The 12,484-nt window shown below is 72.8% G+C and carries 11 protein-coding genes; 3 read left to right on the forward strand and 8 right to left on the reverse strand.

Annotated elements, in window-relative coordinates:
* Positions 1–247 precede the first annotated feature (247 nt).
* The 3 genes from AB0J53_RS35970 to AB0J53_RS35980 all read right to left on the reverse strand — a co-directional run bounded on the left by AB0J53_RS35970 (position 248) and on the right by AB0J53_RS35980 (position 3,330).
* Positions 248–676, reverse strand: coding sequence for a GNAT family N-acetyltransferase (locus AB0J53_RS35970; RefSeq protein ID WP_357591481.1), 429 nt, complete (start codon positions 674–676; stop codon positions 248–250).
* Positions 677–719: 43 nt separating this feature from the next.
* Positions 720–1,250 (reverse strand): YbhB/YbcL family Raf kinase inhibitor-like protein, encoded by a 531-nt coding sequence (locus AB0J53_RS35975; RefSeq protein WP_219506258.1) that lies wholly within the window; start codon positions 1,248–1,250, stop codon positions 720–722.
* 79 nt (positions 1,251–1,329) lie between these two features.
* On the reverse strand, positions 1,330–3,330 hold the full coding sequence (locus AB0J53_RS35980) for an AAA family ATPase (protein ID WP_357591479.1): 2,001 nt from the start codon (positions 3,328–3,330) through the stop codon (positions 1,330–1,332).
* 124 nt (positions 3,331–3,454) lie between these two features.
* Between AB0J53_RS35980 and AB0J53_RS35985 the strand changes: the two genes are divergently transcribed.
* Positions 3,455–3,793 (forward strand): hypothetical protein, encoded by a 339-nt coding sequence (locus AB0J53_RS35985; RefSeq protein ID WP_219506262.1) that lies wholly within the window; start codon positions 3,455–3,457, stop codon positions 3,791–3,793.
* A gap of 199 nt (positions 3,794–3,992) precedes the next feature.
* Here the strand turns inward: AB0J53_RS35985 and AB0J53_RS35990 are convergent, their stop codons facing one another.
* Genes AB0J53_RS35990 through AB0J53_RS36000 form a run of 3 tightly spaced genes read right to left on the reverse strand, consistent with a single transcriptional unit; the run spans position 3,993 to position 7,593 of the window.
* Positions 3,993–5,645, reverse strand: a complete 1,653-nt coding sequence (locus tag AB0J53_RS35990; RefSeq protein WP_219506264.1) for a DNA repair helicase XPB — start codon at positions 5,643–5,645, stop codon at positions 3,993–3,995.
* Between the two features lie 59 nt (positions 5,646–5,704).
* Complete coding sequence (locus AB0J53_RS35995; RefSeq protein ID WP_364180564.1) at positions 5,705–6,067, reverse strand: hypothetical protein; 363 nt, start codon at positions 6,065–6,067, stop codon at positions 5,705–5,707.
* A gap of 26 nt (positions 6,068–6,093) precedes the next feature.
* Entirely contained in the window at positions 6,094–7,593 is a 1,500-nt protein-coding gene (locus AB0J53_RS36000; protein WP_364180566.1) for an AMP-binding protein, read from the reverse strand.
* Positions 7,594–7,996: 403 nt separating this feature from the next.
* Between AB0J53_RS36000 and AB0J53_RS36005 the strand changes: the two genes are divergently transcribed.
* Positions 7,997–8,677: a hypothetical protein gene (locus AB0J53_RS36005; protein WP_364180568.1), complete on the forward strand. Its 681-nt coding sequence runs from the start codon at positions 7,997–7,999 to the stop codon at positions 8,675–8,677.
* Here AB0J53_RS36005 and AB0J53_RS36010 read toward each other — a convergent pair.
* The gene (locus AB0J53_RS36010) at positions 8,655–10,985 is read right to left on the reverse strand and encodes a helicase C-terminal domain-containing protein (protein WP_219506273.1); all 2,331 of its coding nucleotides are present in this window, start codon (positions 10,983–10,985) and stop codon (positions 8,655–8,657) included. The two genes, AB0J53_RS36005 and AB0J53_RS36010, sit on opposite strands and share 23 nt — an antisense overlap.
* Positions 10,986–11,030: 45 nt before the next feature.
* Here AB0J53_RS36010 and AB0J53_RS36015 point away from each other — a divergent pair, with 45 nt between their 5' ends.
* Positions 11,031–11,780 carry a hypothetical protein gene (locus tag AB0J53_RS36015; protein WP_364180570.1) on the forward strand — a complete coding sequence of 250 codons (750 nt, stop codon included), beginning with the start codon at positions 11,031–11,033 and terminating at the stop codon, positions 11,778–11,780.
* Positions 11,781–11,783: 3 nt separating this feature from the next.
* Here AB0J53_RS36015 and AB0J53_RS36020 read toward each other — a convergent pair whose 3' ends face one another.
* Complete coding sequence (locus tag AB0J53_RS36020) at positions 11,784–12,401, reverse strand: helix-turn-helix domain-containing protein (protein ID WP_364180572.1); 618 nt, start codon at positions 12,399–12,401, stop codon at positions 11,784–11,786.
* Between the last annotated feature and the right edge of the window lie 83 nt (positions 12,402–12,484).

The following is a 12,484-nucleotide window of genomic DNA, read 5'->3' on the forward strand; positions in this document are numbered from 1 at the left end:
TGCGGGCCTGGCGAGCGCGGCGCTTGTGGCGGGGCATCGCTGGGACGTCCCGATTCGGCCGGCGTTCTGGTGGTTGCGGTAAGTGCGTAACGCTCGGGGGTGCAGGGGGCCGGAGGCCCCTTGCCGGGGGCGCGGGGGCTTGCCCCCGTTTGGACGCGGCCCGAGCCGCCGGCGCGCGAAGCGCGTGGGTCGAGGACCTTGGGGTGGGGGCCGGAGACCCTGCGGGGTGGTCCGGGCGGTGGGGCGGTCAGGGCAGGGGCTTGACCCAGCGGGACCACTCTGGCTGGGGTGAGTAGCCGGCGGCGGACCAGGCCGGGTGGGCGAGGGTGTTGTCGTGCAGCACCATGGCGTCGGCCCGGAAGGCGCCGAAGGCGGTGAAGCGGCGTTCGGCGGCGGCGAGCAGCGCGGTGGCGATGCCCTTGCGGCGGTGGGCCGGGTGGACGGCGAGGCGGTACAGGTGTGCCCGCCAGCCGTCCCAACCGGCGATGAGGGTGCCCGCGAGCGCGCCGTCGAGCTCGGCGATCAGCAGCGCCTCCGGGTCGCGTTCGAGCAGGGCGGTGACCTTGTCGGGGGAGTCGCGGCGGTCGGTGCCTTCGGCGGCGTGGAGCCAGAAGTCCAGGACGGGCTCCACGTCGCCCGGGCCGCCGAACCGGATGTCCACCCCGAGGTCTCTCATGGTTCGCGAACTTATCAAATGGCCGCGAACCGATCAGAGCCGGTCAGACGCCGTAATGGGCGATGATGTGGCCGCGCGCCAGCGTGTTGGCGGTGATGTTGAAGCCGACCGCGGCGGGGGAGGTGTCGCTGTCGACGCCGAGGCTGTCGACCGACAGCGCGTGCACGGTGAAGACGTAGCGGTGCGGGTCGCCGGGCGGGGGCGCGGCGCCGCCGTACTCCTTGGTGTTGTAGTCGTTGCGGGCGTGGACGGCGCCCTGCGGCAGGCCCTTGAACTCGGGGCCGGTGCCGGCGCCGGTGGGCAGCTCGGTCACCGAGGCGGGGATGTCGAACAGCACCCAGTGCCAGAACCCGCTGCCGGTGGGGGCGTCGGGGTCGAAGCAGGTGACGGCGTAGCTCCTGGTGCCGTCGGGGGCGCCGGACCAGCGCAGGGCGGGGGACAGGTTCTGGCCCGTCATGCCCCAGTCGTTGAAGACGTGGAGGTCGTTCAGCCGGTCGCCGTCGGTGATGTCGTCGCTCTGCACGACGAGCGCCGGGGCGGACGGCAGGTGTTCGTGTGGCAGCGGTGCCGGCACGGTTTCCTCCTAGGGGTGATGGCTTTTCCCCGTCATCCTAGGAGCGATCGGCGCCGCTGCCACTGCCCCGCGCGCCGTGTCAGCCGGTGAGCTGGGCGGGCAGGGGTTTGGCGTGCAGGACGGTCAGGGACGTCACGGCACGGGTGAGCACCACGTACAGGCGGGCGAGCCCGCGGGGCTCGGCGTCGACGATGTCGGCGGGCTCGACCACGATCACGTGGTCGTACTCCAGGCCCTTGGCCAGCGTCGCCGGGACGATCAGCAGGCGGTGCTCGTCGGCCGCGTCGGGGTCGAGGACGGCGTGGGCGACGCCGTCGAGCGCGGCGGACGCGGACGCCACCTGCGCGTCGGGGACGATGACGCCGATCGAGCCCTCCTTGGCCAGGGTTTCGGTCACGGCCTGGCGGAGCTCGCCGCCGGGCCGTACCGAGAGTGAGCCGGCGCCGGGGCGCAGGGAGCGGGGGGCGGCCAGGCCGGGGGCGATGGAGGGGAGCAGGCGGGCGGCGTAGTCGAGGACCTCGCGCGGCACGCGGAAGCCGAGCGTCAGCTCGGTGACCTCGCCGGTGTCCTGGCCGAGGTGGCGCAGCACGTCCTCCCAGGAGCTGGTGGACCACGGGGTGGTGCCCTGGGCGAGGTCGCCGAGCACGGTGGCGGAGCCGTTGCGGCAGCGCCGGCCGAGCGCGCGGAGCTGCATCTGCGACAGGTCCTGGGCCTCGTCGACCACCAGGTGGCCGAGTGAGGGCGTGCGTTCGACGAGGTCGGCGAGCTCGTCGAGGAGCGCGGCGTCGGCCGCGGACCACTTCGCGGACTTCCAGCTCCGGTACGGTTTCCGCCAAAGGATCATCTGCTGCTCGTCAGGCGACAAATCGGATTTGGCGGCCTTGGCGAGGAACTCCGCGTCCGACAGCAGCCGATACAGCACCTGCTCCGGCGTCAGCTTCGGCCACACCGCGTCGACGAGCTGCTTGACCGGCTTCGACCGGGCCACCGCGTCCTGCACCCGGTCGTCGGGCGACTCGCCGCGCTGCTCCATCCGTACGAGCACCAGGTGCGCCAGCCGCTGGGCCAGCGCCGCCCGGCCGGGACCGTAGCGGGTGGTGCCGCGCAGCGAGGCGACGATCTCGCGCACCTCGTAGTCGGCCACCCGGTGCCGGTAGGCGCCCTTGGTGAACACCAGGCCCTCTTCGGGCTTGACGATGTGCAGCCACAGGGCGCGTTCGAGGACGGCGGCCATGCGGGCGTCGCCCTTGACGGCGGCGACCAGGGGGTCCTCGGCGGCGGCGTGCTCGCCGAGCAGCCCGGCCACCGTCGTCTGGTCGACCTTGACCTCGCCGAGCGCGGGGAGCACGGAGGAGATGTAGGACAGGAAGGCGCGGTTCGGCCCGACGATCATCACGCCGGACCTGGCGAGCCGCTCGCGGTGGGTGAACAGCAGGTAGGCGGCCCGGTGCAGGCCGACCGCGGTCTTCCCGGTGCCGGGGGCGCCCTGCACGCACACGGTCTGGGCGAGCGCGGCGCGGACGATCTCGTCCTGGTCGGGCTGGATGGTGGCCACGATGTCGCGCATCGGGCCGGTGCGGGGGCGTTCGATCTCCTCGGTGAGAATCCTGGAGGGGCCGATGTCGCCGCCCTGGCCGAGCGGCTCGTCCTCGAACGCGGTCAGCGCCCCGCCGTGATAGCCGAAGCGGCGCCGCAGCACGACGCCCATCGGGTCGGCCGGGCTCGCCTGGTAGAAGGCCCGCGACACCGGGGCCCGCCAGTCGATCACCAGGGGCCGGCTGCCGCCGTCGTGGACGTGGCGGCGGCCGACGTAGATGGTGGGCGGCAGGTCGTCGTCGGCGCCCCGGTCGAGGCGGCCGAAGAACAGCGGTGTGTCGGGGTGGTCGGCCAGCGCGGCGACCCGCTGGTCGAGCAGCGACTGGAGGATCTGCTGCGACACCCAGTCGCCGGCGGCGTCGGCCGACAGCGACTGCGCGTGGGCGCGCATGGCCTTCAGCGCGGCGCGGGACTCGGCCAGGTGGGCCTGTTCGGCCGCGAGCACGTCGGAGGGTATGTCGGGGGCCAGTTGGTCTGTGGGCATGCGAAAGCGCCTCCCGGTGGTGGTCGGAGGTGGTGGTAACAGGCAGCGAATCCGCCAGTTTAGTGGCCGTGCCGGTGGGCCTCAAAAGCATTTAGCCGGGCGCGCGAGGGGGTAGGAAACCGGCGTGGCGCGCGTCCGGCTCGGCATCTCGCCGATCATTCCCACCGTCGCGAGCTTCCTGCTGGCGGCGCTGTGGGGGCTGTCGGTGTTCGCGGGCTGGGGGCTGCAGGCGTTCTGCTCGGGGACCGAGCTCGCCGCCGACTGCTCGCGCCGGCTCGCCGGGGTGTCCGCGGTGTCGGGGCTGTTCGCCGTCGCCGCCGCGGGCTGCACGCTGGCGGCCTGGCTGGCCGGAGCGGCCCGGCGCGACCCGCGGCTGTTCGGCAGGCTGATGGGAGCGGGGGCCGCGGCGTGGATCGCGGCCGAAGGAGTGCTGTTCCTCGGCGGCCTGCTGCTCCGCACCTAGCTGTAACGAAGCTGGGAAATACCGAAAAATCCGGGCATACCAGGTGCGTTTGTCGGATCATCAGGGTATGTCGCTGCCGGACTGGCAGCGCCGATGAGAGGACGCAGTGAGGGGGGTGGTTCGATTGTCGACGGCCCGCGGAGTCTCGTGGACGTGAGGCACTAGACCTGGCCTGGCCGCTCTTACGGAGCGGCCGGGCTCACACCCCGCCCAGCACGTCGTCGGCGTCGATGATCTGGTACGCGTATCCCTGCTCGGCCAGGAACCGCTGACGATGCGCCGCGAACTCCTGGTCGACCGTGTCACGGCTCACCACCGTGTAGAAGCGCGCGCCGCCCCCGTCGGACTTGGGCCGCAGCACCCGCCCGAGCCGCTGCGCCTCCTCCTGGCGCGACCCGAACGTGCCCGACACCTGGATGGCCACCGCCGCCTCCGGCAGGTCGATGGAGAAGTTGGCCACCTTCGACACCACCAGGACCTGGATCTCCTTGTCGCGGAACGCCTGGTAGAGCCGTTCGCGCTCCTTGATCCGCGTCTCGCCCTTGATGACCGGCGCGTTCAGGTGCTCGCCCAGCTCGTCGAGCTGGTCGATGTACTGGCCGATGACCAGCACCTGCTCGCCCAGGTGCCGCCGGACCAGCGCCTCCGTCACGTGCGTCTTGGACGGCGTCGTCGCGCAGAACCGGTAGCGCTCCTCCGCCTCGGCCATCGCGTACGCCAGCCGCTCCTCGTCGCTCAGCGTGACCCGCACCTCGACGCAGTCGGCCGGGGCGATCCAGCCCTGGTTCTCCATCTCCTTCCAGGGCGCGTCGTAGCGCTTGGGGCCGATCAGCGAGAACACGTCGCCCTCGCGGCCGTCCTCGCGCACCAGCGTCGCCGTCAGGCCGACGCGGCGGCGGGCCTGCAGGTCGGCGGTCATCCGGAAGATCGGCGCGGGCAGCAGGTGCACCTCGTCGTAGACGATCAGCCCCCAGTCGCGCGCGTCGAACAGCTCCAGGTGGCTGTAGACGCCTTTGCGCCGGGTCGTCATCACCTGGTAGGTGGCGATCGTGACCGGGCGGATCTCCTTCTTCGAGCCGGAGTATTCGCCGATCTCGTCCTCGGTCAGCGAGGTGCGCTTGAGCAGCTCCTGCTTCCACTGGTGGGCGCTGACCGTGTTGGTGACCAGGATGAGCGTCGTCGCCTGGGCGTGGGCCATCGCGGCCGCGCCGACGATCGTCTTGCCCGCGCCGCACGGCAGCACGACCACGCCGGAGCCGCCGTGCCAGAACGCGTCGGCCGCCTCCTGCTGGTAGGGGCGCAGCGACCAGCCGTCCTGCGCGAGCTTGATCGTGTGGTGCTCGCCGTCGACGTAACCGGCCAGGTCCTCGGCCGGCCAGCCCAGCTTGAGCAGCGCCTGCTTGACGTTGCCCCGGTCGCTCGGGTGCACGACGACCGAGTCGCCGCCCAGCCGCTCGCCCAGCATCGGCTGGATCTTCTTCGAGCGCAGCACCTCTTCGAGCACGGCCCGGTCGGTCGAGGTCAGCACCAGGCCGTTGACCGGGTCCTTCTCCAGGCGCAGCCGGCCGTAGCGGGCCATGGTCTCGGCGATGTCGACCAGCAGGGCGTGCGGCACCGGGTAGCGGCTGTGGCTGATCAGCGCGTCGATGACCTGCTCGGCGTCGTGCCCGGCGGCACGCGCGTTCCACAGCGCCAGCGGCGTCACGCGGTAGGTGTGGACGTGCTCGGGCGCCCGTTCGAGCTCGGCGAACGGCGCGATGGCCTTCCGGCACGCGTCGGCCTTCTCGTGGTCGACTTCGAGCAGCAGCGTCTTGTCGGACTGGACGATGAGCGGGCCGTCGTTCACCAGCATCCCTTCTACGGTTGACGCCTATCCAACACGCGCGAAGGCCAATACAGTCCCCGGACTGGCTAGTCGTCCTCTAGATAGCCGTTGACGCCGAGGAAGACGAACAGGCCGACGGTCAGCACGAACCCGGCCCCGAACAGCACCCAGCTCCACACGACCATGGACCGGGCGGACTCGGGGGAGGCCGAGGCCCGCATCGACAGGCCGGCCAGGATCGCGCCGGGGATGCCGAGCAGGTTGCAGCAGCTCACCACGGCCAGCAGGTTGAGGACGAGGGAGACGATCGCGTTGGCGCTGGGCTGGTTGCGCGGCGGCGGTGGATAGCCGTAGCCGTAGCCATAGCCGTATTCGGGAGGTGGCTGCGAGCCGTAGTCTGCGCCGTAGGGCTGGTACGGATAGCCGCCGGGCTGATCCTGCTGGCTCATGCCACCTCCTGTCCGGTCAACATTTATCACGGATTGGTCAGGTGCCCTGCCCGAATGCGGGCCCTCAGGGCCTTGCGGTCCAGCTTGAGCACGCTGGTGACGGGGATGGCGTCGACGAACGTGATCTCGCGCGGATACTTGACCCGGCCGACCCGGTCGCGGGCCCAGGTGATCAGCTCGTCGGCGGTCGCCGTCGCGCCCGGCCCGAGCTGGACGAAGGCCACGACCTCCTCGCCGTGGCGCGGGTCCGGCCGGCCGACGACGCCGGACATGACCACGTCGGGGTGGGCGTTCAGGGCGTCCTCGACGTCGCGCGGGAAGACGTTGAAGCCGCCCCGGATGATCAGGTCCTTCTTCCGGTCGACCACGTACAGGTAGCCGTCGTCGTCCACGCAGCCGAGGTCGCCGGTGCGCAGCTCGCCGCCGGCCAGCGCGGTGCCGTCGGGGTCGGGCTCGTGCTCGCCCCAGTAGCCGAGCATCAGCGCCTCGCCGGCCACGCAGATCTCGCCCACGTCGCCGGGCTCGACGGCCTCGCCGTCCGTGTCGCGGATCGTGATCGTGTAGCCGGGCAGGGGCAGCCCGACGCTGCCGGCCTTGGGCCGGTCCGGCGGGTTGAACGTGGTGACCGCGCTGGTCTCGGTCAGCCCGTAGCCCTCCAGGACGCGCACGCCGGGCATCCGGCGCTCGAACTCCGCCAGCGTCTCGCGGCCGAGCGGCGCCGCGCCGCAGGTGAGGAAGGCCAGGTCGGGCAGCGGGTGCTCCTCCAGCGGCTCGGCCAGCAGCATCCGCAGCATGGCGGGCACCACGGTGCCGTACTGCACGCGCTCCTCGGCGGCCAGCCGCAGGAACAGCCCGGGGTCGAACCAGCGCATGAGCACGGCCTGGGGCGGCTCGGTGGCGTGCATCCCGGCGACGGTGACGATCAGCCCGTAGGCGTGGGAGAGCGGGACGGGGACGATGGCGCGGTTGATCCCAGGCTGGTGTGACATGTCGTAGGAAGCCTTGGCCACCTGCCACAGGCCCGCGTGGCTGAGCATCACGCCCTTGGCCCGGCCGGTGGTGCCGCCCGTGTACATGAGCGCGGCGAGGTCGCCGGGGTCGCGCCGCACCGGCCCGTGCTCGGCCGAGCGTTCGAGCTCGGCGGTGCCGACATGGATGGGTACGTCCACCTCGGCGGCCTCGACGGTGGGCAGGAGCTCGGGGGAGGTGACGATCGCGCGGGCGCCGCTGTCGCGCACGATGTGGCGCAGCTCGGCGGCTCCGACGAGGAACACGACAGGCGTCACCACCGCCCCGGCGGCCCACAGCGCCTGGCAGACGACGGGCACGTCGGGTGAGGTGGCCATCATGACGACGACCCGGTCACCGGGCCGGATCCCGGCCGCCACGAAGCCGCCGCAGACCTTCCTGGCCCGCTCGGCCAGGCTGTGGCTGCGGTGCCAGTTTCCCTCGTAGAACAGCGAGTCGTAGTCCTCGAACCGGTTCCAGGACTCTTCGGCCAACCGGCCCAGCGTTTGCTCGGTCACAGGTCCCAACTTGCTGCGCGCCTCGGCATGGAGTCAACCCTGTCCGCATCGACCGGACGGCTTTCCTGACTGGTCATTGTGGAGTGCGGTCCGCCTGCCCTTAAATAGTCATAAATCCGCCTCTGGCGTGATTCCTGTGCCCAGTGGGGGCCCGATCCACTTTTGAGGTGACTTATGGGGATAATGTGGCGCAGGTAGGCAACTCCGTACTTGTCAAACCCTGACTGTCCCGAGCAAGGGAGAGCATGATCGACATGGTCCAGCACCCATCCGCCGCCGAAGGTGCCTGGTCACGCCCCTCCGACGGGAAACCGGAACAATCCGTTGGCCCGCGATTACTGGCGAAGGAAAATTACACCGCCGCACCGGTCGCGACTTTCCGTGAAAGTTCCAGAGGTGTCCAGTGACGAACGACACCGAACCCCGCCAGGGCGAAACGACGCTCGCCGACGGATTCCCGCCGCTCACGGACCTGACGGCCGCCCGGCTGACGCCCTGCGACGTGGCGCACCTGCTGCGCACCTACCTGGAGCCCGCCTGCTTCCCGCCCGCGGTGCGCCGCCTGGCCGAACGCCACCTGCTGGCGCTGGTCGGCCCCGAGGCGACCGGCAGGCGGCTGGGCGCCATCGCCTTGCTGTCGCGGATGCCGCTGGCCGAGGGCAGCATCACCATCCTGTCGCCCGGCACGACCGTGCCCGACCTGCTCGCGCGGATGCCGTTCGACCCCGGCCGCGCCTACCTGCTGCCCGACTGGCCGCACGCCGGGCAGCCGCTCACCCCGCTGGCCCGCGCCCTGGCCGAGATCGGCGCGTATCTCGTCGTCACCCACACGCACCCCACCGACCTGCAGCATCCCTGGGCGCCGCCGCCGGGAGGCGACCTCTTCGACCTCTGCCTGGCGACCTTCGGCACGCCGCCGCACCGATGCGCGGCCGACCTCGCGGCGGGCCGTGACCACGCCGCCACCCTCACCTCACCGGCCGCCGTCGTCGCGCTCGCGACCCAGGTGACCCGCCTGGACACCCCGATCGCCGAGCTCGTCCCCGCCGGGCCGGCCGGCGTCAGATCCCCGAGACCCCGGTGATCCGGTGCAGCGCGAACCGGTGCACCGCCGCCCTCGTCTCGTCGTAGGCGGTCAGATAGCCGCCCTCCATGCGCGCCGGCTCCAGGATGCGGGAGGTCGCGTTGCCCTGGGAGTCGAGGTAGCCGATCCACACCCGCACGCCCTGCCGGATCGCGTCCTGGAGGGCGGAGATCGTCGCCGTGGCCGGCGTGCGGGGGAGCTGGCCGCCGGGGGAGTCGACGGGCTCGCGGCGCGCCAGGTGGGCCGCGTCACCGGCGCGCAGGGCGCGGACGGCCGCCACCGCCACCTCGGGGTCGAGGCCGTTGGGTGAGCTCAGCGGGCGGACGGGCGGGCCGCCCTCGGTGCGCCGGCTGTCGAGCTGGGTGATGATCACGTCGCCGTCGAGCGACTCGGGGACCGGCGCGTACCCCATGGCGCGCAGCGAGTCGACCAGGGCCGCCCGCGACGAGCGGGAGGCGATCACGGTGGGCGCCAGGCGGCGCAGCCGCAGGGCGGCCGAGCGGCGGTCGGCGGTGAGCTGGTCGAGCAGCGCCGGGTCGTCGCAGCGGACGTACGCGCTGGCCGTGCCGACCCGCATCCGCCCGTGCCGCCGGGCCACGTCGGTCACCAGGTAGGACAGCGCCTGCGGGACCGGGGTGGCGGAGTGGCGTTCGAGCATGGCCAGCAGATCCTCGGCCGCCTGCCCGGCGTCCAGGGCGCGCCGGATGGAGCTCTCGGCGAACCGGTAGACGGTCGCGCCGCCCTTGGACTCGACGTCGGCGGCGAGCGTCATCCACCGGTTGAGCTCGCTGGTGAGCGGGCCGGGGGCGACGGCGGTGAGGTCGGCCTGGAGCAGCACGTGGTCGACCGGCTCGGGCAGCAGCGGGGCCAGCGCCGAGGCGGGGTCGTCGCCGGTGAGCAGGGCCCGGCCGTGGCCGGACAGCGCGCCCAGCCCGGTCAGCCCGAGCTGCTCGGCCTCGCGCAGCGCGAACTCGGTGAGCTGCTCGCGCAGCGGCCCCCGGCGGCGCGGCTGCTCCCAGGCGAGGCGTTCGAGCACGGAGTCGCGCGAGGGCGCCAGGCCGGGCGCGGCGGCGAGCACGCCGAGCGTGGCGGCCCGTACGGCCGGGGCCGACGAGCGGCGCAGATCGGTGTGCAGGGCGTTGAGCGGCCGGTCACGGTCGTCGCGCTCGCCGACGAGGCCGGGCACCCGGTCCATGTGCAGCCAGGTCGAGGCCAGCGTCACCCACCGCTCGGCGGTGCCCCTGACCCGCCACAGGTCGTAGCCGGGCGTGGGCAGCCACTCGCCGTCGACGTTGCCGCCCGCCGCGACCAGCCCGGCCGCGTGGGCGACCTCCACCACCAGCGCCGCCGCCCACTCGGGCAGGTCGAGCTCGGTGGCGGTGCGCTTCATGTCACGCACGCCGAGGCCGCCGGTGCGCAGCACGCCCGGCGGGTCGATGCTCCACCGCTCGCACAGCTCCTCGACCGCCCGGACGAACATGAACGCCTGCCCGGCCGCGGTGCCGTCGCTCAGCTTCGGGTCACGGGCGGCGCCGTCGAGCGCGGGCGGCACGGCCAGCAGGTCGCGGTGCACGCGCCCGCCGCGCAGGTAGAGGCCAACCTCGCGGGGCAGGACCACGCTCTCCTCGCCGGTCGCCGCCAGCAGGCCGCGCGCCAGCAACTGCTCGATGGGCGAGCGGGCCGAGCCGATGCGCACCTCGCGCCTGGCGTTGGGCACCCGGCCGGTCGGCGGCCCCCAGGCGAGCTGGTCGAGCGCGGCCCTGGCCTCCGGCGAGACGGCCTCGACCAGGGCGGCGGGCTCGGCCAGCACGGCGGCCAGCCGCTCGCGGCCCGGCCCCTCAGTGCCGGGCGCGATGTCGTCGGCCATCTCGTCGAGCTGCTCCGGCGGATGGTGCCGGAACGCCGCCTCGGCCGTCGGACCCAGCCCGGCCGGGTCGTCCAGCGCCTTGCGCACGCCTGGGGCCAGGTCGAGCGCCGAGTCGGGCCCGTACACGAGTGCCAGGCCGCGCAGGTGGTCGAGGGCGGCGGTCAGCGCGGGCTCGGGCTTGCCCGCCGCCAGCGCGCCGCCGATCAGCTCGCGCAGCGCCGTCTTCCTGATCGGGCCCGGTTGTACGGCGAGCGTCTCGACGACGGCGAGCCGGAACCGGTCGAGCCGGTCGAGCACCCTGGCGATCGCCGACGGGCTGCCCGCCCGGGAGGCCAGGCCCTCCAGGTGGGCCGGCACCGGGGTGATCAGCTCGGGGCGCGCTGACACCAGCGCCCGCAGCTCCTCGTCGGAACGCCCCCTGATCCACTCCGTGAACTCCATCGTTGCCATGGTATGTCCCTGCTCGTTGAGGCAGCATTGCTTGGCGTGATGGAGCGAGCGGACCAGCTCATACTCAACTACGTCAGCAAGGCCGCTGACGCGGCGTACGGCGTGCTGAGGCCGGAGCAGCGGCTCGACTTCACCAGGCGGCTGCGCGCCCGCATCGAGGAGGAGCGCGGCGGCAGCCAGAACGCCCGCGACGTGGCCAGGGTGCTGGCCCGGTTCGGCGATCCGGCGGCGCTGGTGGAGCGCGAGGCGCGCCGCCTGGCGGACGCCTCCGCGCCGTCCCCGGCCTCGCCACCGCCCTCGCCTGGAGCCGGTACGGGAGCCGCGCGGTCCGGCACGACGGCGGCCTTCCCCAGGGTCGTGGACGACGCCGTGCCGCCGGGCGTGGCGCGCCACACGCGCATGGCCAGGACCGCCGCCAGGACCGTGGTCAAGGACCGTCCGCGCGAGGCCGCCGCCCTGGTGGTCCTGGTGGTGGCCGCGCTGCTGGTGCCGTTCGACCTGCCGGCCGTCGCGATCTTCCGGCCGCCGGCGATCGCCTGGGGGGTGGCGGCGGCGCTGGTGATGTCCAGCGAGACCTGGACGCTGCGCGACCGGCTGATCGGCGCCGGGGCGCCGATGCTCGGCTACACGGCGGGCGGCGTGGTCGTGGGCGGCCTGCGGGTCGGCGACCGGCCGGGGCTGGAGGCGTTCGTGCTGGAGTTCTTCAACACCAGCGGGATCATGTTCATGATCGGCGCCGGGGCGGGGGTGTGCTGGCTGTTCCTCCGGCTGCTCGACCGCGACTGACCCTCAGGTGACGGGCGCGGGGGTGGGCGTCAGGCCCGCCGCCAGCCGCACCCAGGCCGCGACGAACTGGTCCTTCTCGGCATGGCCCGGCGTCTCGCCCACCGTCTCCTGGAACAGCCGGTACTGCACGACCGACCCGCCCAGGACGGCGGCGATGCCCGCCCAGTCGAGCTTGACGTCGTGATACTCCGGCTGGGTCTCGAACCAGCTGACGATCGCGTCGAACATCGGCTGCAACAGCCCCTGCCGCACCACCGCCACCAGCTCGGGGAACTGGCTGAGGTCGCGGAAGAAGACCCGGGTCAGCTCCGACTCCTCGCGCACCTTGGCCAGCCCGGCCCGGCACAGCAGCGACAGCCGCTCCTCCAGGCCGGCCGAGGACTCCATGCCGTTCAGCTCGGCCAGGCTCTCGGCGATCTGGCCGCTCGTCCTGGCCGCGTGCTCGTTGATCGCCGCGGCCAGCACCTCGTACTTGGACTTGAAGTGCCGGTAGAGGCCGCCCGCGCCGGGGGAGAGCCCGGCGGCGGCCTCGATCTCGGCGACGGACGTGGCGGCGTAGCCGCGCTCGGCGAACAGCCGCAACGACTCGTCGATGATCCGCTCACGCGTGCTCGTGGCCATCTGTTTCCCGCTACCTCCGGCAGATAAGTAATTCCTTTCCTACGGTCCCACAACAACCGCCGTTACACGTATCACCCCGTTCT

Origin of the sequence: Nonomuraea sp. NPDC049725, from assembly GCF_040674795.1 — a bacterium.
Classification (GTDB): Bacteria; Actinomycetota; Actinomycetes; order Streptosporangiales; family Streptosporangiaceae; genus Nonomuraea; species Nonomuraea ceibae.